This window comes from Nocardia sp. NPDC049526, from assembly GCF_044465765.1.
Lineage (GTDB): Bacteria > Actinomycetota > Actinomycetes > Mycobacteriales > Mycobacteriaceae > Nocardia.
Genome location: NZ_JBITMA010000021.1, coordinates 66,963 through 91,975, shown reverse-complemented (window position 1 = coordinate 91,975; position 25,013 = coordinate 66,963). Strand labels below are relative to the sequence as shown.

The following is a 25,013-nucleotide window of genomic DNA, read 5'->3' as shown; positions in this document are numbered from 1 at the left end:
TCCGCGCTGGTCACCGACGACAGATCACTCGACGCCTGACGGGCACACGCCAAGCGAGCGGGGCCCCGTACCAGCGTCGCCCATGCGCTCCGACGACTCAGACACAAGACAGGCGAACGGGCCGCTCGTAAGACTCACTCCGCGCTGGTCACCGACGACAGATCACTCGACGCCTGACGGGCACACGCCAAGCGAGCGGGGCCCCGTACCAGCGTCGCCCATGCGCTCCGACGGCTCGGGCCGCGAGACGGGCCGCGAACTCCTCGCTCGTAAGACTCGCTCCGTGGAGATCACCAGTGCGAGTCATATGAGTCAAACAGAAATGCGGTCCTCGACGGCGGCTAGGCCGATATCGGTGCGGAAGTGGCTGCCCGGCAACTTGATCGAGGCAATTCGGTCATAGGCGTGTGCGCGCGCCTCGGCCAGATCCGCGCCGATGCCGACGACGCTCAGCACACGACCACCCGCGGAGACCAGGGCTCCGTCCTCGCGCGATGCGGTTCCCGCATGCAGCACGGCGGACGAGTCGTCGGTATTGCCCTCGCCCGCTCCGGTGATCACATCACCGACGCGGGGACGACCCGGATAGTTCTCGGCGGCGATCACGACCGTGACCGCCGAACCGTCCCGCCAACGCGGCGCGGCGACCTCGGCGAGCGTGCCGGTCGCCGTGGCATTCAGCAATTCGCCGAGCGGACTCTCCAGCAGGGCGAGCACCGCTTGGGTCTCCGGATCGCCGAAGCGACAATTGAATTCGACGACGGCAGGTCCGTGCGCGCCGATCGCCAGACCCGCGTAGAGCAGTCCGGAGAAGCCGCAGCCACGCCGCACCAACTCCGCCGCAACGGGCTTCACGACATCCTCGACGATCGCGGTGACCGTCTCCTCCGGCAGCCACGGCAGCGGAGTGTACGCACCCATACCGCCGGTATTCGGCCCGGTGTCACCGTCGCCGACGCGCTTGTGATCCTGCGCGGGCAGCAGCGGCACCACGGTCTCGCCGTCGACCAGGCAGAAAAGCGAAACCTCGGGGCCGTCGAGGAAGGATTCCAACAGCACCGGATGGCCCTGCTCGAGCAGTTCCGCACCGTGATCGCGGGCCGCAAGCCGGTCGGCGGTGACCACCACGCCCTTGCCCGCGGCCAGGCCGTCGTCCTTGACGACCCAGGTCGGGCCGAACCGGTCGAGCGCGGCATCGAGTTCAGCGGGGTTGTCCACAATCTCGCTGTGCGCGGTGCGGACCCCGGCGGCCGTCATGACGTCCTTCGCGAACGCCTTCGAACCCTCGATACGCGCGGCCGCAGCGGACGGACCGAAGCACGCAATGCCCGCGGCCCGGACCGCATCGGCGACGCCGAGCACCAGCGGCACCTCGGGGCCGATCACCACCAGGTCCGCGTCCAGGTCGGTAGCCAGGGCGACAACCGCCTCCGCGGAGGACTGATCGACCACTCTGACCTGCGCGTACTGGGCGATTCCGGCGTTGCCCGGCGCCGCGAACAATGCGGTCACCGCGGGGTCCCGGCGCAGGGCCAGGACGAGGGCATGTTCACGGGCTCCGGAACCGATGACGAGTACGCGCACGGGCAACAGCTTAGGTTGTCGCCAACAGTGGCTGACCAGGAGTCCGACGACGCGCCACTCGTGGTTCATCACCTGTACATCGACTCGCGCCGAATTTCCGTGCACAGCTGCCCCCGCGGCGGCGACCGGTGTGGATGATTGATGAGAGGGGGCGCGACAGCCGACCTCCACCGCGCAAAGGACGTGCTGACTATGGGTCTGATCGACGGACTGATGGGCAATGCCGGGCGGATCGATCCCGGTAAGGCGCAAGAGGAATACGCGAGACTGATGGGCGGCGGTGAACAGGTCTACGCCGCGTATCTTCTTGTCCGCGATGCGATTCTGTTCACCAACAAGCGTCTCATCCTGGTCGACAAGCAGGGTGTCACCGGCCGCAAGGTGAGCTATCACAGCATTCCCTACCGCGCCATCACCCACTTCACGGTGGAGACCGCGGGCACCTTCGACCTGGATGCCGAACTCTGCATCTGGATCTCCGGCACCCACGAACCGGTGCAGAAGCGGTTCAACCGCCAGGTCGACATCTACGAAGTGCAGGGCATCCTTTCGCATTACGTCGCCTGAGCCCATGGCCTGGGCCCGCTGGTGACCACCGGCCGGACCCGGGTCAGCAGCAGTTCGAGGAATTGTTCGGGCTGCCAGAACGCCGCGAAGTGGTTGGCGTCCGCGATCAGCGCGAACTCCTTGTGCGGCGCCTCGACATCGTCGAAGTAGCGGCGCGCCCTGGCCGCGGGCATCAGGCTGTCGTGTTCGCCCTGGAAGATGAAGAACGGCAGCTCGAATCGCGTGCCGTCGCGCCAGGCGTCGAAGTGCACGGATTCGACGCCGACCCGTTCGGAGAACTTCATACCGTCCGCGCCCGCCTTCAGATCGCGCAGCCGATGCCGCGGCGAGAACCACATCGACGGCACGATCAGCTTCTTCAAGATTCCGGTGAGCATGGGATCCGAGCTGGTCGCCAGTTTTGCGTGCAGGCCCCACTGCTCGGCGGTCCACCGCGTGGCATCCGGTCCCATCTCCTCCAACTTCGCTGCGGCGGTGCGCTTTCCGGCCTTGCGCAGCCGTTCTACAACCGCGCCGAAGGCCCCGTGGTCGGGTTCGCCGCCGGTGATGTTCTGGTCGGTTCCCACGTAGGCCGAGTACAGCTCGGGATGGTTGCGGGCCAGGCGAAGTCCGAGCACCGAGCCGAAGGAGGCGGCCAGCAATACCACCTTGTCGGCGTGCAGCCGGTCGCGCACGTGCTGGGTGACCTCGAGTGCGTCGGTGTAGAGCCGGTCGAAGGTCATCTCGCCCTGTGCGCCGCGACCGAAAGTCTTTCCCGCGCCGCGCATATCCCACCGAACGATCGTGAAGTGCTTTTCCCAAGCCCGAGTTCGGTTGGCGAAGTAGGTATTCGAGGCGCCGGGGCCACCGTGCAATTCCAGCAGCACCGGGTTGGCCCGATCCTCGCCGCGGATTTCCATCCACTGCTCGATGCCGCCGATGGTGACGAAGCCCGCCTCCGAGATGCCGTTCGGGGTGTCGATCCGGAGGGCCCGAGCATTGCCGCGGCGACGCAACCGGCGGTGCGTGAGCAAGCCCGCGGGGGCGGCGGCTGTCGCGGCAAGGGCGATGGTGATCATGTCACTTCCTAAATTGTGTCCATCGGAAACTGATATGTGTACGATAGACACAGTTTGGTGGCGCGTCAACACCCGAACGACCGATCGGGAACGCTCGGCGTAGCCTGCGGTGCATGGCTTCTGTTTTCAGCGCGATCATCGAAGGCCAGCTGCCGGGCCGTTTCGTCTGGGAGGACGACGAATTCGTCGCATTCCTCACCATCGCCCCGGTGACGCAAGGGCACACGCTGGTGGTCCCCCGCAAGGAGATCGATCAGTGGCAGGACGTCGACGCCGACACCTTCGCGCGGCTCAACAGCGTCGCGCAGAAAATCGGTCAAGCGGTCCGCCACGCCTGGGACGCCCCCCGCGCCGGCCTGCTCATCGCCGGCCTGGAAGTCCCCCACCTGCACGTCCACGTCTTCCCGGCCTTCACCATGGGCAACTTCGACATCTCCGGGGCCAACCCCCACCCCACCCCCGAATCCCTCGACGAAGCCCAAACCAAAATCAAGTCCGCCCTGCGCAACCTGGGCTACGGATCCAACGTCCCCGACTGATCCAGCCAGGCGCTGATCCCGCACCGGCACAGCCCGCCCGCACCCTCCTCGAGCACGGGGCCGCCACCATCCACACCTACTGCCGTCCCCGAAAAGCGAGTGCCGCTCAACACTCCCGTGACCACCTCGATCAGCCCGCGCCATGCCACTGCCTCGAGCAGCGCCCACGGTGACGCCGGCCCACCGGGCTTCGAACACGCTGTGCCTCGAGAATGTATTGGCGGAGCGGGGTTCTCGGGGTTTGCCTCAACGAATACATGGTGATCACACGTCCATGAGTGAGTGCACTGAGGCGAAGCGGACGGTGACGTCAGCGAGTAAGCCGACGGCCCGACCCAGGGAGCACCGCGGTGCTATTGCTCAGCGGATTTCGCGGGGTAGGCGGACGGTGAAGGTAGTGCCTTCACCCTCGGCGCTTTCGACGCTCACGGTGCCGTTGTGTGCGTCGACCAGGGCTTGGACGATGGACAGGCCGAGGCCGGTGCCGCCGCTGGCCCGGGTACGGGAGGTGTCGGTGCGGTAGAAGCGTTCGAAGACGCGCTCGGCCTCCTCGGGCGGCAGGCCCTGACCGGTGTCGGCGACCTCCAGCAGGACCTCGTCATCGGTTGGGGTAAGCCGGACCTTGACGTCGGCGTCCGGGGGTGTGTGCGTGAGTGCGTTGTTCAGCAGGTTGGCCAGAATCTGACGCAACCGCGCTTCATCCCCGGTCACTTCCAATGTTCCTGTGCCCGAACGAATTTCGAGTTCGACAGAGCGGCGAGGACCCTCATCGCCATTGGCCGCTGTGACGGCGCGGGCATTGTGCACGGCGTCGCTGGCGATGGCGAGCAGGTCGACCGGGCCCAGTTCCAGCGGACGCTGTGCGTCCAATCGGGCCAGCATCAACAGGTCCTCGACCAACAGCCCCATACGCTGGGCCTCGCGTTCGATGCGGTCCATGAACATGGCCGGATCCGCGGTCGCGCCTTGTCGATACAGTTCGGCGAAGCCGCTGATGGTGGTGAGCGGGGTCCGCAGTTCATGGCTCGCGTCGGCGACGAAGCGGCGCATCTTCGCCTCGGAGCGCCGGGCCGCCGATTCGGAAGCTTCCGTCGCGGCGAAGGCCTGTTGGATCTGGGCCAGCATGCCGTTGAGCGATTGGGACAGCCGGTCGACCTCGGTGTTGGTGCCGCGCACCGGAACTCGGCGATGTAGGTCACCGGCGGCGATGGCGGCGGCGGTCTTCTCGACCGCGCGCAACGGCCGCAGACTGCGCCGGATCACGAAGTAGGCGAGCACCGCCAGCGCTGCCAGCACCGCGGCACCGACCATCAGCTGCAACATGATCAGTCGATTGACCGTGTCGATGTTCTCGGTGAGCGGTATCGCGATCGTGGTCGTCGTATCGGGTGACACCGCCGTCATGGTCCGCCATTTGACCGTCGAACCGTTCTTGGAGCCGACGGTCACCGCTCTGGTGAGGACCTTGCTGCCCGGCGGATCCGTGGTCGGCCGCATATCGGGCAGTCGCGGCAGTTCCGGCTCGGCCTCCTCGTTGAACGGTCTGGTCTCGAGGTAAACGGTGCCGTTGCCGCCCGGGGTCGGCTCGATGTGGACATAGAAGGTGCTGGACGGATGCGACGGAGTCGAAGGAGTCGGCGGCCGCGGCCGCGACCACGCCATCACCGCATCGCGAAGTTGCTGATCGGTGCGGTGCAGCAGCGAATTCTCCAGCGCCGAGGTGACGACCGTGCCGGATGCGAACAGTCCGAGCGCGGAAAGCAGAACCAGCGCCAGCACCAGCGTCACCCGCAGCGGAATCGCCGAAGAAGCGCGTGCCAGTTTGCGACGGGTCTGTTCGATCCGGGACGTGATCATTTCTCGGACTGGCGTGTGCGATTCGGCGCGCGCATCACGTAGCCCACACCACGCAAGGTGTGAATCAAGCGCTGATCGCCCGTGTCGACCTTCTTGCGCAGATACGAGACATACGTTTCGACCACGCCGACCTCACCCCCGAAGTCGTAGCGCCACACATGATCGAGGATGCGCGGCTTACTCAACACCGTCCCGGCATTGACCATGAAATACCGCAGCAGGGTGAATTCGGTGGGCGACAACGCAACCGGCTCGCCCGCCTTCCACACCTCGTGCGTATCGTCGTCGAGTTCGATGTCCTCGAACCGGATTCGCGAACTCTCGCGCTGCGGCGCGGCATGACCGAAGCGGCGCAGGACAACTCGCAGCCGGGCCACCACTTCCTCGAGGCTGAACGGTTTGGTGATGTAGTCGTCGGCGCCGAGGGTGAGCCCGGCGACCTTGTCCTGGACGTCGTCGCGGGCGGTCAGGAACAGCACCGGTGCGTCGATGCCGTCGGCGCGCAGTCGGCGCAGCAGCCCGAAGCCGTCCATACCCGGCATCATCACATCGACGATCAGTGCCTGCGGCCGGAAGGTGCGCGCCTTGTCCAGCGCCTGCGCCCCGTCGATAGCCGTATCGACCGCGAACCCCTGATAGCGCAGGCTCACCGACAAGAGCTCCACGATCATGGGTTCGTCGTCCACCACCAGCACCCGGGCCTCGGGCGTGGACTCCGCAGGCGCACCACTCATTGCTTCATAGTCCGACAATCGACTGGGAACTGTCTGGACCTTAGCTGGGTGATTCCTGTGAGTGCTGTGTCTAATGGCCGCGCCTTCGGCGCGGCGTGTTCGCGGCCCCCTGGTGTCTCGCGTCCGAGTCGTCGAGACTCGCGCCTGCGGCGCATGCGCTTCGACGACTCGGACGCGAGACGGGCCGCGAACTCCTCGCTCGTAAGACTCGCTCCGTCGGGGTCACCGATAACGGATCGCTCGGCCACCGATGCACACACGACGCATGGTCCAGTCCCGCACCTGCGGCGCATGCGCTTCGACGACTCGGACGCGAGACGGGCCGCGAACTCCTCGCTCGTAAGACTCGCTCCGGGGGGTGCGTCAGCGACGGGGAGCTCGCGACTCCGGGTACACATCGTCGTCGGTGAGCAGCGCGCTCCCGGCGACCTGGTCCTGAGCCAGCGCCTCCAGGAATGCCCGCGCCCAGCGGTCCACATCGTGCGCGAGCACCTGACGGCGCAGGGAGCGCATGCGGCGACGACGCGTATCGCGGTCGTCCTCCAGCGCGGAGATGACGGCATCCTTCACACTGTTCAGGTCGTGCGGATTGCACAGATATGCCTGACGCAATTCCGCTGCGGCACCGGTGAATTCGCTCAATACCAACGCTCCGTTGAGACCGCTGTGACAGGCGACGTACTCCTTGGCGACCAGGTTCATCCCGTCACGCAGCGGCGTCACCAGCATGACGTCGGCGGCCACGAAGAATGCGACGAGTTCGTCGCGCGGAATCGGGCGGTGCAGATAGTGCACGACCGGATAGCCGACCCTGGCGAATTCACCGTTGATCCGGCCGACCTGGCGCTCGATATCGCCGCGCATCTGGATATAGCTCTCCACCCGCTCACGGCTCGGGGTGGCCAACTGCACCATGACGGTATCGGCCGGATCCAGCCTGTTCTCCAGCAGCAATTCCTCCAGCGCGGCCAGGCGGATATCGATGCCCTTGGTGTAGTCCAAGCGGTCGACGCCGAGCAGGATATTTTTCGGATTGCCGAGTTCGGCTCGGATTTTCGCGGCCCGTTCGCGGACCGAGCGGCGGCGCGAATGCTCATCGAGTTCGGCCGAGGCGATCGAAATCGGGAACGCGCCGACCCGGACCGTGCGGAAGCCCACCTGCACCACGCCGAGCTTGGACCGCACACCGACGGTGCCACGCGAGGTGGGCTGGCCTGCCAACCTGCGGGCCAGGTAGAGGAAGTTCTGCGCGCCGCCCGGCAGGTGGAAGCCGATCAGGTCGGCGCCGAGCAGACCCTCGATGATTTCGGTCCGCCACGGCATCTGCATGAACAGCTCGACCGGCGGGAACGGAATGTGCAGGAAGAATCCGATGGTGAGATCGGGCCGCAGCATCCGCAGCATCTTCGGCACCAACTGCAATTGGTAGTCCTGCACCCAGACGGTCGCGCCCTCGGCGGCGACCTTCGCGGTGGCCTCGGCGAAGCGCCGGTTCACCGTGACATAGGCGGCCCACCACGCCCGGTCGTAGACCGGGCGCACGATCACATCGTGGTACAGCGGCCACAGCGTGCCGTTGGAGAAGCCCTCGTAGTACTCGGAGACTTCCTCCGCGGACAGCGGCACCGGATGCAGTTCGAGGCCGTCCTCGATGATCGGATCGATATCGACATCGGGAACGCCGGCCCAGCCGACCCACGCCCCCTTGTTATTACGGAGCACCGGTTCCAGTGCGGTCACCAAACCGCCCGGACTGCGCTTCCAACGAGTGGAACCGTCGGGCAGTTTCTCCAGGTCGACCGGCAGCCGGTTGGCGACGACAACGAAGCCGGAACCGGCCCCGCTCATCTCGGCGAGGGCGGAGGGGACCACCGTGGTGTCGGGTTCGGATGGGGGCTCTAGAAAGGCGTGTTCGGAGTCCTCGGACGGCTGTTGGGTCATCTGGTCCACTCACGCATCCTTTGCGCGTCGCTTTCGGCGTTTGAAGTTGTGAATAGTCGACGGCCCCGTTGACGTCGAGGTGGTTACTCGCCCCGAGAGTTAGGCCCGATGCCCAGCATGGACAGCAGCATCCGGCATTCGTCCGCATCCTCCGCGTAGGCCGCGACAACTCGCTGCGCCTGACGGGCGGTCTCGTCGGCGAGTGGTTCCAGATCGTCGTCCGCGATGTCGTTCGCGCTGCTCTTCGCGGCCATCTTCTTGTCCTCCCGGCTCAGTACGCTCGTACGTGCGAATAGTCAATGGTATCTGGCCACCACGGCGGTATGCCGCACCCGGATCCGGGTGACCTCCGACACGTTCGGCGTCATACCCTTCGCCTGCCCATCGAAAACCGAAGCCCTATACCTTGGGAACGCAGCACCAACTCCACGAAAGGGTCGATATGCCGCTGGCCACGGTGAACGGAATTTCACTCAACTACCAGGTCAAGGGCGACCGAACCAAGGGTACGGAAGCGAAGGGCTCGGGTCCGCTGGTCGTCATGATCATGGGCACCGGCAGCCCGGGCCGGGTCTGGGAGTTGCATCAGGTCCCGGCGCTGGTCAAGGCCGGATACCGGGTCTGCACATTCGACAATCGCGGCATCAAACCGTCCTATGAGGCGGCCGAGGGTATGACCATCGATCAACTGGTCGGCGATACCGCCGGACTCATCGAGCTGCTCGATGAGGGTCCCGCACTGGTGGTCGGCACCTCGATGGGCGCTCGGGTGGCGCAGGAACTCGCGCTGGCGCGTCCGGAACTGGTGCGCAAGGCCGTATTCATGGCCGGACACGGCCGCCTCGACCAGTTCCAGAAGACGCTCTCGCTCGGCGAACACGAACTAGACGCCAGCGGGGTCAGCTTGCCCGCGAAGTACGAGGCCGCCGTGACCGCGGTGATGAATATGTCGCCCGCGACCATGGCCGACCCGAACGCCGCCCGCGACTGGCTCGATCTGTTCGAATTCACCGGTGGTGCGGTGACGCCCGGTATCCGCGCCCAGCGCCGGATGGACCACGATTTCGACCGCGTGCAGGCCTATCGCGGCATCAAGGTGCCGTGCCTGGCCATCGGATTCGCCGACGACCGGATGATTCCGCCGTATCTGTCCAGGGAGGTTGCCGAGGCCATTTCGGGTGCGCGTTACCTGGAAGTTCCTGATGCGGGGCACTACGGCTATCTCGAGCGTCCAGAAGCGGTGAACAAGATCCTGCTCGATTTCTTCGCGGCCTGAGGTAACTGCCTACGCGTAACGTCTGCCTTGCTAGGGTCGACACAACGCTCGGGGACCTTCCGGCGCTCGAACAGCGTTGGACGAGCCAAGGGCGATCCCGTACATGCGCCAGTATCCAGTGAGGTGAAATTGAGCACCAACCCCTTCGATGACGAAGACGGCCGCTTCTTCGTTCTGGTCAACGATGAGGAACAGCATTCGCTGTGGCCGGCCTTTGCGGAGGTTCCGGCCGGATGGCGAGTCGTTTTCGGCGAGGACAGCCGCGCCGCGTGCGTGGAATACGTCGAGAAGAACTGGACCGACATGCGTCCGAAGAGCCTGCGTGATGCAATGGCCGCCGATGACGCGGCCCGCCAGGGCGCCCAGTCCTGACCCGCGGTATCCGATACTGCGCCGGGCCCACTGCTGAACCGTCACTGCGTGACACCGTAAAGCCGGTGTCACGCAGCTGGCGTGCCCGGTTATGATTGGCACCGTTTTGTTGAGTAAGACACCGTCCGCCTCCTTAGCTCAGTGGTAGAGCACTCGCCTTGTAAGCGAAAGGTCGTCAGTTCAATCCTGACAGGGGGCTCCAGCCGAGCACGTCGATCACGACGCACTCGATCACGTCATAGAGGCCCTGCCGTCTGCGTAAGCGAAAGGTCGTCAGTTCAATCCTGACAGGGGGCTCCAGCCGAGCACGTCGATCACGACGCACTCGATCACGTCATAGAGGCCCTGCCGTCTGCGTAAGCGAAAGGTCGTCAGTTCAATCCTGACAAGGGGCTCCAGCCGAGCACATCGATCACGTCATAGAGGCCCTGCAGTCGGTCAACCTCGCTCAACCCCGCCCATGCAAACGCCATGCTTTGCCGCATTTTCGGTGATCGCGATCAAGCTGCCTTGGATGGTATCCGCGGCCGCACCGACCTGTCGATGCTCAGCGGCGCGGCGCAAACCTTAGGTGCCGTCAACAGTCAGCGTGGATGCCCGGAAGCGAACGCACTACCGCCGCAGCGGTATAGACGTTCGTGACCCATGCAGCCCTCCCCCTGAGCTGACGGGAACGCGCGCACTCACTCGTCAATACTGGACCGGCCACAGAGGAGCACGGTCAGCCGAGTCACCCACCGAAAGGCGATCGAGTGACAGCGGCTGCCGGTTGCTAGATGGGCGTTACTGCGGATACCAGCCAGCGGCCATCGTTCTTGTCCAGGCTTACCCGGACTCGGCTGGTGCTGATGTTGGCTTGGGGGGAGTCCTTGCCGGTGCTTACCTGGTTCAGGTAGAGCAGGACAACTGCGTGGGCGGGTTCGGCGGAGACTACGCCGGTGGCCTGGGTGGTGGCCTGGACGTTGAGTTCCTTTTCCTTGGCGCCGGGGGCGATGGCTTCCTTGATCAGTTTCAGGTAGTCGTCGCGGAAGCTGCCGCCGAGATTGTCGGCGGCCTTCGGCAATTCGGCGTCCACCGTTTTGAAGTTGTAGGTGAACATCGCTTCGACGGTGCGCTGCGCCGCGGGGACGGCCTGGGTGCGGGCCTGTTCGCTCTTGCGGTCGTTCCAGTACTTGTATCCGGTGACGCCGCAGACGGCCGCCAGCGCGACGATGACGAGGGCGACCGCGGACGCCACCAGAATCAAACGCCTGCGCCCACCCGGCACCCGACCGCCGCCCCTCATCGAATCGCTACGCGATGCTGTCATGCCACGAACTCCACTTGTGAGGCGGTGATCCCGTTGTCGCCGCGGGTGACGGTGACCCGGAATCGGTAGAACCGCGTCTGCGGATCCGCCATACCCGCATTGGTCAGGGTCTGCTTGGCGGCGACCAGCACGCGTGCCGAATCCCCGTCCTCGCTCTCGATGGCGGATTCGATGATCTCACCGGTGGCCTTCACCTTGGCCTGTTCGACCACGCTCGCGTAGGCGTCCTTGCGCTGCGAGTATTCGGCCTTGAGTTCGCCGGAGGCCACCGCGAGGACGCGGTCGATATCGGCCTTGGCGGTGTCGTCCTTGATGGTGGTGAGATTGAGAATCGCCTGCTTGGCGGTCTGCACGTAGTCCGCGCGCCGCGCATCGCGGTCGGCTGCGGTGTGCAGGTTGTAGGCGAAGAATCCGGTGCCGATCACCAGCGCGATCGCCACGACCACGGCCGCGGCGGCACCGGCGATGAGCACCCCGCGCGGCGGGCCGGACTTCGGAGCGTCATCGCCGACCTCCGCGACGCTGGGTATCTCCAGCGTGGTCACGGGTTCGGCATCGTCGCTCGGACCGTCCGACTCCGACTTCGTCGCCTTGACGGTGACATCGACGGCCTTGGTCAGCTCGACACCTTCGGTCTCGAGCGGGAGCGTGTCCTCCGGCGGCGGACCCGCCGAACGCACCGCCCGTCGCCTGGGCCGAGCCTTGACCACACTGGATTCACTCATGCCTGCACCTCGCTGACGCTCGGTTCCGGCATGAGCGAAGCACGCTGTGACATGGTTCGTTCGCTACGCTCTCTCACTGCTGCTGCTCCTGAAGCATCGCCTGCCAACTCGACGGTATCGTGCCGGATCCGTCCTTTCCGATATCCCCCTGACGGTACGTGCGTCCGTCCGGTCCCATGAAGGTCCCACTGCCGGGATCCAATGTCGTACTGTGTGCGGCCGGGTGGGTCGAGCCCTGATCGCCGATCGGGTCACCCGACGGCGTCACCGGCTGCGGCTGACCGAACGCCGGGTTATTGCCTTCGGGCACATAGCCGTTCGGGTCGCGGCACAGCTCCGGTGACGGCGCCCGCTTACCCGGCACCTCCATGCACGGCGTATTGCGGATACCGCGCACGGCTTCCTTGGCGTTCTGCGCCACCTTGCAGTACAGCCCGGGCGGCGTGTCCGGAGTGTCGAGCTGGGCGGGTGAGCGGCGCTGTTCCGGCGTGAGGAAGCCGGTGGTGCAGCCGGGCGGATCGTTGAGTTCCAGGTGGAAGTCCACCACGGCACCGTATTCGACGGGACCGCGGATGGCCGTCAGGAACGCGGCGGTCAGCGGTGGAAAAATCACCAGGATCTGTTCCAGACCCGAGTGATAGGTCACCCCGACCTGACCCACGCTGACCAGATTCGACAGCAGGATCGGCAGGGTCGGACGCAGGTCCTGGAACAGCGAACTCACCTGCTGTGCCGCGCCGGGCGTCTTCTCGATGACATTGCGCAGCGCCGGATCATGGGCGCGCAGTTGGTCGGTGACCGTCGCCAGGTCCTGGGTCCACGACCGGATCGCCGCATCGGACCGATTCTGCGTATCCAGCAACGGCCCGATCTTTTCCAGCAGATCCTTGGTCGGCTCGGCATTCGCCTGGGCCTCCTGCACCAGCAGCGATGCGGAATCGATGAACTTCTGCAGATCCGGTCCGGCCCCGTTGAAGGCCTTGAACGCATCGTCGATCACCTGCCGCAGCTTGGTATCGGCAATGCTGGACAGCAGACGATCGGAGCGGTCGAGCACGGTGCCGATATCCTCGGGCAGCTTGGTGCGATCCACCGGAATCACCGAACCGTCGGAAAGGTTGCTGCCCTTGGCATTCGCGACCGGCACCAGATCGACGTACTGCTCACCGATGGCCGAGACGCTGCGCACCCACGCGTCGACATCGGACGGAATCTTGTAATCGCTCTTGATGGACAGCTTCGCGTCCACACCCGTCGGAGTTAGCCGAACCTCTTCCACCTTGCCGACATTCGTGCCGCGGTAGGCGACATTGGCCGTCGGATACAGCCCGCCGGTGGCCAACAGTTTGACGGTCACCTCGTAGCGGCCGATACCGAACATGGCGGGCAGTCCCACATAGGTACCGCCCATCACCACCAAGCCGATCACCGTCAGCACCGAGAAGATGGCCAATTGGATCTTGACGAATCGCGTGAGTTTCATCGTCCCGCACCTTCCTGCCCGGCGGGCGGAACGGTGAGGCCGGGAATCGCAGGCAGACCCGGAATCGGCGGCAGCCCAGGGATACTCGGTGTCGGAGCCGGAGTCGCGCCAGGTGACTGCAGCGGTGCCGTCGCCGGATTGCTATTGCCCTCCGCCGTCCCGGCCAGACCGCCGAGTGCACCCTCGACCCCACCGAACCGACCGCCGAGCGGAGTGCCGGTGAGGAAGTTCGAATCCAATCGCTTGCCCGTGATATCGACGGTCATGATCAGGTTCATGTAATCGCCCTTGACCGCGTGATCGAGATTCTTCATCGGGAACGGGAAGGTGAAGAGTATCTTCAGGACCTCGACCAGGCTGTTCCCGGTGCTGGCCAGCGTCTCCAGCACGGGTGCCAGATTCGCCAGATTCGCCTTCAGATTGTCCCCACCCTGCGCGATGATCCGCTGCACCACATCGCTCAGATCACCGAGGGCGGTAAGGGTATGCGTGATGTCCTCGCGCCGATCGGCGAGCACGGTGAGCGCCGGATGGATCTGTTCGATCGCCGCGGCTACCCGATCCTTCTGCTTGGCCAGCGTGCCAGCGAACCGGTCCAGTCCGCCCATCGCATCGATGATGTCTTTGGTCTGGGAATCCAGTGTGGTGGTCAGCTCGGTCAACTGCGGCAGCAGATCCCGGATCGCATCCTCGCGACCGTTGAATGCGGCATTGAGTTCGTGGGTAATGGTTTCGAGCTGACTGATGCCGCCGCCGTTGAGCACCACCGACAGCGATGACAGGGTCTGCTCGGTGGTCGGATAGACACCGGCCCGATCCAGCGGGATCAGATCGCCGTTCTTCAGCTCACCTTGTGCCGGAACATCTTTCGGCGCGGCGAGTTCGAGATGATTGCTGCCGAGCAGACTGGTCTGCCCGATTCGGGCGGTCGCATTGGCGGGCAGCTTCACATCGTTGTTCAACGAGACGGTGACCAGCGCGTGCCAGCCCTCGACCTCGATCTTCGATACCGTGCCGACCGTCACGTCGTTCACGCGGACCGGCGAGTTACGGGTCAGTGTGGTGACATTGGGCATCTGGATCTTGACTTGGTAGGCGTTGTCACTTCCGGCCGTACCTGGCATGGGCAGTGAATTGAGCCCGTCCCACTCACAGCCGCTGACTCCGAGCACGACGGCCAATCCGATTGCCGCACCGGCCATTCGCATGCGCATCATCGCCCTCCTCCCGGAATGGCCAGCCCGGCGATACCGTTCGGCACCGTGACCGGATCCGATTGCGGCACCGAATCACTCGGCCCGCGCGCGGCCAGACTCGGCGGACTGTAGACGAGCTGATTCGGGAACGCGGTCTGGTTGGAGGCCGGATTGGCGAGCAGCGGTGGGTAATTCATCATCAGTTGCTGGATGACCGGTGCCAGATACTGGCGGCACAGGGCGGCGCTCTGATCGGAACCGTTCGCGTCGTTCGCCTCGACCGCGCCGCAGAGGAAGGCGAACGGATTGGCGAAGTTCGGCGCGACGACGGCACCGGTGAGACTGCCCTGCGCCGGATCGTAGATCTGATAGAAGTTCGCCAGCGACGTCGGCCCGGCATGCAATACCTGCTCGAGCTGAGGCCGCTTATCCGCGAGGATCTGGGTGACCTCGGCCAGCCGCTGCACACCCTCGGTCAGCGCACCGCCGCGCTCTTGGATGAACCGCTGCACATCACCGACGGCGATGTCGAGATTGTCCAGTCCGGCACCGAGATCACCGGAAACATTCGCGAGCACCGACGAGACCGAGGCGAGCCGACCGCCGAATTGCACGATCTGATCGTTGCTCTTGGACAGCACATCCACGAACTGCTGCAGATTGCGGATGGTGCCGAACAGATCGGTGCGCCCGTCCGACAACGTACTCAGCGTGTGCGACAGCTCGCGCAGGGTATCGCGCAACGCCTCCGCATTGCCATTGCCGAGATTGTCGGCGGCGGTATTCACGAACCGACCGAACGAGCCCTGCTTATCGTCGCCGACCGGCCCCAAAGTCGTTGCCAGTTTGGACAATTCGGCCTTGATGTCATCCCATTCGACCGGAACCGCGGTGTGCTCGATCGGAATCACACTGCCGTCGTGCATTTTCGGCCCGCCGGTGTAGGCCGGGGCCAATTGGATGAATCGCGCCGATACCAGCGACGGCGAAATGATGATCGCCTTGGCGTCCGCGGGGATCTCGATGCCGCGATCGAGTGTCATCGCGACCCGGACCTGGTCCTTACCGGGATCGATGGAGTCGATCCGGCCGACCTTGACTCCGAGCACGCGTACCTCGTCACCGGCGTACAGGCCGGTCGTAGACGGAAAATACGCGGTGATCGAGGTCTTTCCGATCCGCGAAATCAGTGCCCACCCGCCGGCGATCACCAGCGCGGCGATGACGACCAGTGTGAGCACCCGCACCCATTGCGGTGCCGAACGAACAGTGCGCAATGCATTCATCGCGGCGGCTCCTGAATCGCGGGCTCGATCGACGGCAACGCGGGGTCGGTCAGATAGGCGCGGAAGGAGTCCGGCACATGCTGCGGCCAGACCAGCGCGTCGACCAGGATCTGCAGGCCGCGCGTGGTCGCGTTCGAGACATACGCCTGGAAGTACGGACCACTGCCGACCTGCTCACCGAGCGCGGCCGAGAACGGACCGAGGCCATCGAGCGCCTTCGACAGGTTGTCTTTATTGGATTGCAGCAGTGCGAGCACCGAATTCAGCCGGTCCAGTGTGGGTTTCAGCTGCGCCTCGTTGTCGTTGACGAGGCCGGTCAGCTGCTGGGCCAGCCCGTTGATGTACACGATCAACTGACTGAGCGCGCTGCGCCGCCGATCCAATTCGCCGAGCAGGTCATTGCCGTCGACCAGCAGCGCGTTGATCTGATTGCTGCGATCGGCGAGCACCTTCGTGACGTTCTGCGCCCGGCCGAGCAACTCGGTCAGCGCCTTGTCCCTGGCATTCAGGCTGCGCGAAAGCTGGGTGACGCCGTCGAGTGCCGACCGCAGCGGGGCCGGAGTATCGGCGAAGGTCGTGGACAACGCGTCCAGCGTCCGGTTGACCTGGTCCATGTCCAGGCCCTTGACGGTATTCGTCAGATCGCCGAGCGCGTCGGTGAGCGAATACGGCGAGGTGGTGCGGTCCAGCGGAATCGTGTCGTTCGTCCGGGTCGAACCGCTGCCCGCCGGGGTCACCTCGAGCGATTTGCGGCCGAGCACCGTATTGGTCTTGATGGCGGCACTCGTCTTATTGCCCAGCACGATTCCCTCGTCCAGCGTGAACCGGACGTAGACCTTCGCACCGTCCAGCTTCACCTGCTCGACGCGTCCCGACTTCACACCAGCGACCTGCACATTGTCACCGGGAATCAGTCCGCCCGCATCGGCGAAGTACGCGGTGTAGGTCGCGCCGGAGCGAATGAACGGCAGCCGGTCGACCTGCAGTGCGGACAGTGAGACCGTGGTCGCGACGACAATGCCGATGATGCCGAGCGAGACTGCGCGTGATCGAGTTTCCTTCATCGGCTCTTCGCACACCTTCCCGTCGTCTGCATACCGGGCAGGGTGATGTGCATCGGCTTGCCGTCCGGCCCGTCGACAATGAAGTTCGTGCCGCACACGTACATATTCAGGAACGACCCGTAGGAACCGATCCGGACCAGCTTCTTGTAGGTTTCGGGCAGCCGATCGAGCACCCACTGGACGGTGTCGGAGCCGTCGTCGAGAGTGGCGGCGACGGTGCCGGTCTGCTCGATGGTGGTCTTCAGGTCCGGCCGGGCCTGCTGCAGCAAATCGGTCAGATCCCCTGTCGCACCGGCGATTCGCGGCAGAGCGGCACCGATCGGATCCTTGTCGGCGGCCAAACCGCTGACCAGTCGCTGCAATTCCTCGAGTGTGGTGGCGAACTGCTGATCGCGGTCATCGATCGTGGCGAGCACGGTCTTCAGATTCTCGATCACGCTGCCGATCAACGCATCTCGATCGGCGAGGGTTTTGGCGAACGATCCGGAACTGTTCAGCAGCGCGACAAGCGTGCCGCCCTGGCCCTGGAAAACCTGGAGCAGCGCCTCGGTCAGATCATTGACCTGAGCCGGATCGAGACCGCGCAGCAGCGGTTTGAAGCCACCGAGCAACATATCCAGGTCGAGTGCGGGCGAGGTCCGATCAAGGCCGACGGTGCTGCCCTTGGACATCACCTTCGCGGTGCCCGGCCCCTCCAGCAGTTCGAGATACCGGTCCCCGACCAGGTTTTCGTAGCGGATGGTCGCCTTGGTGCTGGTGTAGAGCCGGTACTTGCTGTCCACATCGAAATCGACGTGGGCGAGATTGTCCTTGCCGACATGTACCCCGGTCACCGAACCCACCGGCACACCGGCGATTCGAACCTTCGCACCGTCCAGCATGCCGGAGGAGTTGGTGAAGACCGCGTGATAGCCGGTCTCCCTGGCGAAGCGCATCTGGCTGAACACCACCACCAGTCCGGCCAATACCAGGGCCATCACCAGCGTGAAGATCGTCAGCTTGACCGTTGTCGCGCGCGGTTTGAAACTCACGACTGCACCTCACCGGTGCTCGGCTCCGTCGTGTGCTTCGCCACGCTGTGTCTATGGTTCACTCGCTGACGCTCCCTCACAGCTGCCCCACCCCCGGCAATCCGGCGAACAGCAGCTGGAACACCTTGGGCCCATTGAGATGTGTCGTCGTCGACGGCGTCCACACATGCCCCTCGGAGGTATCGGTGACCACGAAGTTCGCGTGGCTGTCGGGCACCCGGTCCAGCACGCCCTCGCAGTGCGGCCCGCCGGTGGCATTCACCTTCGGCAGATCCTGCGGGTACTGGTAGGCATCGGCGCCCGGCATGAAACTCGCATTCAGCGGCACCGCGTCGAACCGTCCGCCGAAGATGTCCTCACCGATCGGGAGCACATTGGCGAGGCCGACGACCAGGCAGTACAGCGCCGGCTTGTAGTCGTTGAGCAGCTGCGTGGTCGGACGCAGCAGATCCAGCGCCGTCACCAGTGGCTGTTCGTTCTCGTGCAGCACCGAGCCGGTGGTATCGGCCAATCCGATGAGGTTGGCCAGCATCGCATCGACGTTCTCCTGCTCCTCGACGAGCGTTTTGGCCGTCACAGTCGCGTTGTCGGTGGTGCGCAGCAGATCCGGCACGGTATCGGCATACAGATTGGTGACGCCGGTCGAGGCGACCAGATCCCGTTGCAGCGCGGGCAGACTCGGATTGATATCGCGCAGGTAGGCATCGCTGCGGGCGAGCAGATCACCGAGCTTCTCGCCACGACCCTGCAGCGCGGTGCCCAGCGCAGACAGTGTGGCATTGAGCTTTTCGGGCTCGATCTTCTGCAGCACATCGGTCAGATGCTGGAACAGCGTATTGAATTCGACGGTCACCGATTCGGCCGTCACGGTCGACCCCGGCTTCAGCGGGGTCGACGAAGCCTGTTCCGGCGCAGTGAAATTGATGTACTTGGCGCCGAATACGGTGGTGGACTTGATATCCACGGTCGCATTGGACGGAACCATTTTCAGCAGTTCGGGATCCATCGCCAGCGTCAGCTTCGCACCGTCGGCGGTCTGCTTGATCTCCGAGACCCGACCGATCTCCGCACCGCGGATCTTCACCTTGGCGTCGGGATCGAGTACCAGGCCGCTGCGCGGCGCGTCCACCGTGATGGTCACCGTCTTGGTGAATCCGCCGAAGAACATGACCATCGCGATGGACACGATCGCGACCAGCGCGATCACCATGCCGAGCCCGGCGAGCTTGAGCCCGAGCCCGCCGCGCAGTGCCGCGCCGAAACCGATTCCCGATTGCTTCGTTGCCATACCGCTCTACCCGGAGAGATGGAAGTTGCCGGAGGTGCCGTAGATGGCCAGCGAGATCAGCAGTGTCACCGTGACCACCGCGACCAGCGAGGCCCGCACCGCATTGCCGACCGCGATCCCGACGCCGACCGGTCCGCCCGCGGCGTTGTAGCCGTAGTAGGTGTGAATCATCATGACCGCCAAGGCCATGAAGATCGCCTGGGCGAAGGACCAGAGGATGTCGCTGGGGATCAGGAAGGTGGAGAAGTAGTGGTCGTAGACGCCCGCCGACTGCCCGTAGATGACCACGGTGGCGAATCGGCTGGCGATGAACGAACAGATCACCGCGAGCGCGTACAGCGGCACGATCGCGATCATGCCCGCGAGCACCCGGGTGCCGACCAGATACGGCACCGGCCGGATCGCCATGGACTCCAGCGCGTCGATCTCCTCGGCCACCCGCATGGCGCCCAGCTGCGCGGTCGAACCCGCGCCGATGGTTGCCGCCAAACCGATTCCGGAGATCACCGGCGCCGCGATGCGCACATTGATGAATGCCGCGAAGAAGCCCGTCAGCGCCTCGACGCCGATATTGCCGAGCGAACTGTAACCCTGCACCGCGATGGTGCCACCGGTGAACAGCGTGAGAAATCCGACGATGACCACCGTGCCGCCGATAACCGCCAAAGCGCCTGTGCCCATACTGATTTCGGCGATCAAACGAATGGTCTCGGTGCGATAGTAGATCAGTGCGCGTGGGATGGAACGGATTGTCTGCGCATAGAACACCGCATGTTTACCCAGCGAATCGAGCGAGTTCGAAAAGCGACGCACTCGCCGCACGGTACGCGGGAAGCGGGATTGGATTACGAATGCCATCGCCTCACCGCGCCGCGAACTTGATACCGACGGCGGTGACCACGACATTCACCACGAACAGGGCCATAAAGGCGAAGACAACGGTCTGATTCACCGCATCACCGACACTCTTGGGACCACCTTTGACATTCAGGCCGAGATAACAGGCCACCAGTCCGGCGATCAGCCCGAACAAACCGGCCTTCACTTCGGAGATGACCAGCTCGGGCAGATGGGTGAGCAGCGTGATGCCATTGACGAAAGCACCCGGATTCACATCCTGCAGCAGTACCGAGAACAGGAAGCCGCCGACGATGCCGATGGTGCACACCAGGCCGTTCAACATCAATGCCACGAACATCGAGGCCAGCACCCGCGGCACCACCAGCCGCTGTACCGGGTCGATACCGAGTACCCGCATCGCATCGATCTCTTCGCGAATGGTCCGCGCCCCGAGATCCGCGCAGATCGCGGTTGCGCCCGCGCCCGCCACGATCAATACGGTGACAATCGGCCCGACCTGGGTGACCGCACCGAATGCCGCACCGGCGCCGCTGAGATCCGCGGCGCCGATTTCGCGCAGCAGAATGTTGAGCGTGAAGCTCACCAGCACGGTGAACGGAATCGCCACCAGCAGTGTCGGAATGATCGAAACGCGTGCGATGAACCAGGCCTGATCAATGAACTCGCGCCCTTGGAACGGACGTCGAATGCTGGCCCGTGCGACGTCGGCAACGAGTTCGAAGAATCCGCCGACTGCCCGCAATGGCACAGCAAGGACCTCGTTCATGCACGATCCTCCTTGCTCATCCTGCTGATTCTGCTCATCGCACGATGCCCCGCCCTGGCCACATCGCCGCAACGATTAGAACATGTTCACATTGCTGTAGGAAGCTTTTTGGCACATTTGAACTGCCATTTTTCTCAAATTCGGCCCATGAATTTGTAACAGGTGTCATTTGAGGGTGGCCTAACCCTTGTGAGGCGTCACACACCGCTGACTCCCATGTCTACCAAGCGCGGCATCGGTGATCAACAACTGGTCGAGTGATCAGCTGGTTTCCGATGGCACCTGCCATCACAGTGTCAGTTGTCCAGATCGATCAAAGAAGACGCTGAAAACGTACGCCCCGCGGGCCGTTGCGCGAAGTAACCGCCGAGCGTGGCGGCGAGATCATTTACCGACCAGTGGTCATCGGCGGCATCGAAGCGCTCTTCGACGACCGGCGCGGCCATCAAGGCGACCATCGGCCCGTACACCACGAACAGTTGCCCGTTGACCGCATCGGCGGCGGGCGAAGCGAGATACGCGACCAACCGCGCTACATGATCCGGCGAGAGCGGATCGATGCCGCCCTCCGGCGCCGCACTGAAGACCGCTTCGGTCATCGCGGTGCGCGCCCGCGGCGCAATGGCATTGGCGCGCACGCCGAATCGGGACAGACCGCGCGCTGCGGAGAGCGTCAGCGCGGTGATACCGGCCTTGGCCGCACCGTAGTTGGCCTGCCCCTCCGGGCCGAGCAAGCCGGCCTCGGAAGAGGTGTTGACGAGCCTGCCGTAGATCGGCGCGCCCGCCGCCTTCGACTTGGCCCGCCAGTAGGCGCCCGCATTGCGGGTCAACAGGAAGTGGCCGCGCAGATGCACCGCGACCACCGCGTCGAAGTCCTCGTCGGACATGTTGAACAGCATGCGGTCGCGGGTGATGCCCGCGTTGTTCACCACGATGTCGACGCTGCCGAACGCTTCCTCGGCGGTGCTGATGAGCGCGTCGGCGGTCGCGCGCTCGGCAATGCTGCCGGCGACGAACTCGGCCTTGGCGCCGAGGGCACGGATATCGGCGAGGGTTTCGGCCACCGCATCCGACTCCGTCAGGTCGTTGACCACCACCGACGCGCCCGCCCCCGCCAAGGCCAGTGCCTCGGCGCGCCCCAGTCCGGCGCCGCCACCGGTAACGATGGCCACCCGCCCCGCAACGCTCACATCCGTGTTGTCTACATCACTCACGGGGCCGACTCTAGAACGTGTTCCTATCTGACGGCAAGCACCGGCTACTGCAACTTCAGCGCCGCCTTCGGACACTGGGCCACCGCGTCCTCGACATCGGCGAGCCGATCCGCAGGTACGTCGGCTTCCACGATGTGCAGCACGTCGTCGTCGTCGAGTTCGAAGACGTCGGGGGCGATTCCGACACAGATTCCGTTGGCCTCGCACTGATCCAGATCGACCGTGACCTTCATGGGAACTCCTTAAATGCGACTCTGGTCGAAGCCTAACAACACCAGGTCATATCGGGTACCGCCATTGTGCGGATTCGGTAGCAATACTGGAACATGTTTCAGTTCATATGCAATGATCGGTTGACCGACACCGAACGAGGGCTCAGCTGATCCCACCCCGCCGACTGCGCAAGCTCCGTCGGCTGACCATCCCCCAAGAGGTATTGCCATGCGCATTGCGTACACGTCGCAGCAGGAAGAGCTCCGCGCGGAGCTGCGCGACTACTTCGCGCGGCTGATCACCCCGGAGCGCCGAGCCGCGCTGAGCGCGACCACCGGCGAGTACGGCCACGGCAACGTATACCGCGAGGTGGTCCAGGAAATGGGCCGCGACGGCTGGCTCACCCTGGCCTGGCCCAAGGAGTTCGGTGGCCAGGACCGCCCGACCATGGACCAGCTGATCTTCACCGATGAGGCGGCCATCGCGGGTGCGCCGGTGCCCTTCCTCACCATCAATTCGGTGGCGCCGACGATCATGCATTACGGCAGCGAGGAGCAGAAGAAGTTCTTCCTGCCCAAGATCGCCGCGGGCGAATTGCACTTCTCCATCGGCTATTCGGAACCGGGCGCGGGCACCGACCTGGCCAGCCTGCGCACCGCCGCTGTGCGCGACGGCGACGACTACGTGATCAACGGCCAGAAGATGTGGACCAGCCTGATCGCGTACGCCGATTATGTCTGGTTGGCGGTTCGCACCGATCCGACTGCCAAGAAGCACAAGGGCATCAGCATGCTCATCGTGCCGACCACCGCCGAGGGCTTCTCCTGGACCCCGGTGCACACCATGGCCGGACCGGATACCAGCGCCACCTACTACCAGGACGTCCGGGTGCCGACGAGTTCGCTGGTCGGCCAGGAGAACGGCGGCTGGGCGCTGATCACCAATCAGCTCAACCACGAGCGCGTCGCGCTGACCTCGGCCGGACCGCTCATGGTCGCGCTGAACCAGACTACCGAATGGGCACGCAACACCAAGGCGGGTGACGGTTCCCGGGTCATCGATCAGGAATGGGTGCGACTCAATCTGGCCAGGGTGCAGGCCAAGGTCGAATATCTGAAGCTGCTGAACTGGGAGATCGCCAGCCGGGCCGATGCGGGCGGGGATGCCGCACCGCGGCCGTGGGACGCCTCGACCTGCAAGGTCTACGGCACCGAACTGTCCACCGAGGCCTACCGGCTGCTGATGGAAATCCTCGGCCCGCAGGCTTATCTGCGTCAGGATTCGCCGGGCGCCGAGCTGCGCGGACGGTTGGAGCGGTTCCACCGCGCCGCGCTGATCCTCACCTTCGGTGGCGGCACCAACGAGGTCCAGCGCGACATCATCGCCATGACCGCACTGAAGCAACCCGCCGCGGCGCGCTGAGCTGTATTCAATCGCGGTGCTCCCGGGGACCTACGTGGTCACGCAAGCTACCGCCTCCGGGCCCGTCGCTCGCACCGCAGAAAGCAGGTAGACACCATGGATTTCACACCCACCGAAGCTCAGCTCGATCTGACCCGCCTGACCGCCGAGGTCTGCGCCAAATTGGTCACCGCCGACCGAATCCGCGAACTCGATGCCGAGGGCCGTTTCGACGAGCCGCTGTGGCAGTCCCTCGCCGAGACCGGCGTATTGGCCGCCGCACTGCCGGAGTCGGTGGGCGGCGGCGATTTCGGCGCGCTCGAGCAGAGCGCCGTGCTGCGTGAACTGGGCAAGCATGTCGCCGCGGTCCCGTATCTGTGGTCGATCGTGGTGGGCGCGGGTGCGCTTGCGCGCTTCGGCTCGGACGCTCAACACGATTGGGCGCGTCAGGCGGGTGAAGGCAGCGTCATCCTCACCGCCGGGCTCGCCGAAGAGCACAACTGGGAGCCGGCCAAACCGACCACCGTGGCGCACGAGGCCGATGGCGGCTGGCGACTCACCGGCGCGAAGACCACGGTGCCCTATGCCGACCGCGCGGCCCGAATCCTGGTCCCCGCCACGGTTTCCGGAGCACCCGCGCTGTTCCTGGTGGATCCCGCCGATGCGACGGTGAACCTGACCGCCCAGCGTGTGGTCGACTTCAGCGCCGAGTTCGGCGTCGAATTCCATGACACCCCCGCCGAATTGGTCGCGACGGTGGACGCCGGTGCGGAGATCCTGGACTGGATCCTGACCCGCGCCTGGCTCGGCCTGAGCGCACAGCAACTGGGCACCCTGGAGCGCGCACTCGAGCTGGTCGCCGAATATGCCCGCGAGCGTGAGCAATTCGGCAAGGCCGTCGGCAGCTTCCAGGCCGTCGCGCAGCGCCTCGCCGACGCCTACATCGACGTACAGGGGCTGCGCCTGGCGGTCACCCAGGCCGCCTGGCGGGTTTCCGAGGATCTGGCCAGCGCGGAAGCCGTACACACGGCCAAGTTCTGGGCCGCCGATGCCGGACATCGGGTGGCGCACACCGTGGTTCACGTGCACGGCGGCGTCGGCATCGACCGCGATCACATCGTGCACAACTACTTCACCGCCGCGAAGCACAATGAATTCGCACTGGGCGGGGCGAGTGACCACCTGCGGGCCATCGGCTCTCTGCTCGCGGAAACTCCTGCCTGACCCAGGTATCCGCACCCTCGAATC

General features: G+C 64.8%; 24 protein-coding genes and 1 tRNA gene. 7 read left to right on the top strand and 18 right to left on the bottom strand.

Annotated features, from left to right (window positions below; all coding sequences use genetic code 11):
* Window positions 1-312 precede the first annotated feature (312 nt).
* Complete coding sequence (purD, locus tag ACIBW7_RS39570) at window positions 313-1,584, bottom strand: phosphoribosylamine--glycine ligase (protein ID WP_397055658.1); 1,272 nt, start codon at window positions 1,582-1,584, stop codon at window positions 313-315.
* Between the two features lie 192 nt (window positions 1,585-1,776).
* Here purD and ACIBW7_RS39565 point away from each other — a divergent pair, with 192 nt between their 5' ends.
* The gene (locus tag ACIBW7_RS39565) at window positions 1,777-2,151 is read left to right on the top strand and encodes a PH domain-containing protein (RefSeq protein WP_040686337.1); all 375 of its coding nucleotides are present in this window, start codon (window positions 1,777-1,779) and stop codon (window positions 2,149-2,151) included.
* Here the strand turns inward: ACIBW7_RS39565 and ACIBW7_RS39560 are convergent.
* The gene (locus ACIBW7_RS39560; RefSeq protein ID WP_397055656.1) at window positions 2,139-3,209 is read right to left on the bottom strand and encodes an alpha/beta fold hydrolase; all 1,071 of its coding nucleotides are present in this window, start codon (window positions 3,207-3,209) and stop codon (window positions 2,139-2,141) included. The two genes, ACIBW7_RS39565 and ACIBW7_RS39560, sit on opposite strands and share 13 nt — an antisense overlap.
* 113 nt (window positions 3,210-3,322) lie before the next feature.
* Between ACIBW7_RS39560 and ACIBW7_RS39555 the strand changes: the two genes are divergently transcribed.
* On the top strand, window positions 3,323-3,748 hold the full coding sequence (locus ACIBW7_RS39555; RefSeq protein ID WP_397055653.1) for an HIT family protein: 426 nt from the start codon (window positions 3,323-3,325) through the stop codon (window positions 3,746-3,748).
* Between the two features lie 360 nt (window positions 3,749-4,108).
* On the opposite strand, the gene ACIBW7_RS39550 is transcribed toward ACIBW7_RS39555, so the two are convergent.
* The 4 genes from ACIBW7_RS39550 to ACIBW7_RS39535 form a co-directional block, all read right to left on the bottom strand.
* Window positions 4,109-5,605 (bottom strand): sensor histidine kinase, encoded by a 1,497-nt coding sequence (locus tag ACIBW7_RS39550; protein WP_397055651.1) that lies wholly within the window; start codon window positions 5,603-5,605, stop codon window positions 4,109-4,111.
* Window positions 5,602-6,339, bottom strand: a complete 738-nt coding sequence (locus ACIBW7_RS39545; protein WP_040686331.1) for a response regulator transcription factor — start codon at window positions 6,337-6,339, stop codon at window positions 5,602-5,604. The genes ACIBW7_RS39550 and ACIBW7_RS39545 overlap by 4 nt, the downstream gene beginning before the upstream one ends.
* Before the next feature lie 363 nt (window positions 6,340-6,702).
* A complete protein-coding gene (locus ACIBW7_RS39540; protein WP_397055725.1) occupies window positions 6,703-8,280 on the bottom strand; it encodes a trehalose-6-phosphate synthase in 1,578 nt (525 codons plus the stop codon).
* An 83-nt stretch (window positions 8,281-8,363) separates the two neighbouring features.
* Window positions 8,364-8,534 carry a hypothetical protein gene (locus ACIBW7_RS39535; RefSeq protein ID WP_169338030.1) on the bottom strand — a complete coding sequence of 57 codons (171 nt, stop codon included), beginning with the start codon at window positions 8,532-8,534 and terminating at the stop codon, window positions 8,364-8,366.
* A 188-nt stretch (window positions 8,535-8,722) separates the two neighbouring features.
* On the opposite strand from ACIBW7_RS39535, the gene ACIBW7_RS39530 reads away from it, so the two are divergent.
* The 3 genes from ACIBW7_RS39530 (at window position 8,723) to ACIBW7_RS39520 (ending at window position 10,130) form a co-directional block, all read left to right on the top strand.
* Entirely contained in the window at window positions 8,723-9,556 is an 834-nt protein-coding gene (locus tag ACIBW7_RS39530; protein WP_397055648.1) for an alpha/beta fold hydrolase, read from the top strand.
* A 129-nt stretch (window positions 9,557-9,685) separates the two neighbouring features.
* On the top strand, window positions 9,686-9,928 hold the full coding sequence (locus ACIBW7_RS39525; RefSeq protein ID WP_011207082.1) for an MbtH family protein: 243 nt from the start codon (window positions 9,686-9,688) through the stop codon (window positions 9,926-9,928).
* A 127-nt stretch (window positions 9,929-10,055) separates the two neighbouring features.
* Window positions 10,056-10,130, top strand: a tRNA-Thr gene (locus ACIBW7_RS39520).
* A gap of 570 nt (window positions 10,131-10,700) precedes the next feature.
* Here the strand turns inward: ACIBW7_RS39520 and ACIBW7_RS39515 are convergent.
* From ACIBW7_RS39515 to ACIBW7_RS39460, 12 genes are all read right to left on the bottom strand, one after another.
* A complete protein-coding gene (locus ACIBW7_RS39515) occupies window positions 10,701-11,237 on the bottom strand; it encodes a h domain protein (protein ID WP_397055646.1) in 537 nt (178 codons plus the stop codon).
* Complete coding sequence (locus ACIBW7_RS39510) at window positions 11,234-11,962, bottom strand: hypothetical protein (RefSeq protein ID WP_397055643.1); 729 nt, start codon at window positions 11,960-11,962, stop codon at window positions 11,234-11,236. The genes ACIBW7_RS39515 and ACIBW7_RS39510 overlap by 4 nt, the downstream gene beginning before the upstream one ends.
* A gap of 73 nt (window positions 11,963-12,035) precedes the next feature.
* On the bottom strand, window positions 12,036-13,445 hold the full coding sequence (locus ACIBW7_RS39505) for an MCE family protein (protein WP_397055641.1): 1,410 nt from the start codon (window positions 13,443-13,445) through the stop codon (window positions 12,036-12,038).
* Complete coding sequence (locus tag ACIBW7_RS39500) at window positions 13,442-14,662, bottom strand: MCE family protein (protein ID WP_397055639.1); 1,221 nt, start codon at window positions 14,660-14,662, stop codon at window positions 13,442-13,444. The genes ACIBW7_RS39505 and ACIBW7_RS39500 overlap by 4 nt, the downstream gene beginning before the upstream one ends.
* Window positions 14,659-15,927, bottom strand: coding sequence for an MCE family protein (locus tag ACIBW7_RS39495; protein ID WP_397055636.1), 1,269 nt, complete (start codon window positions 15,925-15,927; stop codon window positions 14,659-14,661). The genes ACIBW7_RS39500 and ACIBW7_RS39495 overlap by 4 nt, the downstream gene beginning before the upstream one ends.
* Complete coding sequence (locus ACIBW7_RS39490; protein WP_397055634.1) at window positions 15,924-16,991, bottom strand: MCE family protein; 1,068 nt, start codon at window positions 16,989-16,991, stop codon at window positions 15,924-15,926. Before ACIBW7_RS39490 ends, ACIBW7_RS39495 begins: the two co-directional genes overlap by 4 nt.
* Window positions 16,988-18,022, bottom strand: coding sequence for an MCE family protein (locus tag ACIBW7_RS39485; RefSeq protein ID WP_397055632.1), 1,035 nt, complete (start codon window positions 18,020-18,022; stop codon window positions 16,988-16,990). Before ACIBW7_RS39485 ends, ACIBW7_RS39490 begins: the two co-directional genes overlap by 4 nt.
* A gap of 76 nt (window positions 18,023-18,098) precedes the next feature.
* Complete coding sequence (locus ACIBW7_RS39480; protein ID WP_397055630.1) at window positions 18,099-19,310, bottom strand: MCE family protein; 1,212 nt, start codon at window positions 19,308-19,310, stop codon at window positions 18,099-18,101.
* Window positions 19,311-19,316: 6 nt separating this feature from the next.
* The gene (locus ACIBW7_RS39475; protein WP_397055628.1) at window positions 19,317-20,168 is read right to left on the bottom strand and encodes an MlaE family ABC transporter permease; all 852 of its coding nucleotides are present in this window, start codon (window positions 20,166-20,168) and stop codon (window positions 19,317-19,319) included.
* Between the two features lie 4 nt (window positions 20,169-20,172).
* Window positions 20,173-20,937, bottom strand: a complete 765-nt coding sequence (locus tag ACIBW7_RS39470) for an MlaE family ABC transporter permease (RefSeq protein ID WP_387286415.1) — start codon at window positions 20,935-20,937, stop codon at window positions 20,173-20,175.
* A 296-nt stretch (window positions 20,938-21,233) separates the two neighbouring features.
* Entirely contained in the window at window positions 21,234-22,151 is a 918-nt protein-coding gene (locus ACIBW7_RS39465; protein ID WP_397055625.1) for a 3-oxoacyl-ACP reductase, read from the bottom strand.
* Between the two features lie 44 nt (window positions 22,152-22,195).
* Window positions 22,196-22,384, bottom strand: a complete 189-nt coding sequence (locus tag ACIBW7_RS39460) for a ferredoxin (RefSeq protein WP_397055623.1) — start codon at window positions 22,382-22,384, stop codon at window positions 22,196-22,198.
* 208 nt (window positions 22,385-22,592) lie between these two features.
* Between ACIBW7_RS39460 and ACIBW7_RS39455 the strand changes: the two genes are divergently transcribed.
* Window positions 22,593-23,786, top strand: coding sequence for an acyl-CoA dehydrogenase family protein (locus tag ACIBW7_RS39455; protein WP_397055621.1), 1,194 nt, complete (start codon window positions 22,593-22,595; stop codon window positions 23,784-23,786).
* Window positions 23,787-23,882: 96 nt separating this feature from the next.
* Complete coding sequence (locus ACIBW7_RS39450) at window positions 23,883-24,989, top strand: acyl-CoA dehydrogenase family protein (protein WP_397055619.1); 1,107 nt, start codon at window positions 23,883-23,885, stop codon at window positions 24,987-24,989.
* Window positions 24,990-25,013 lie beyond the last annotated feature (24 nt).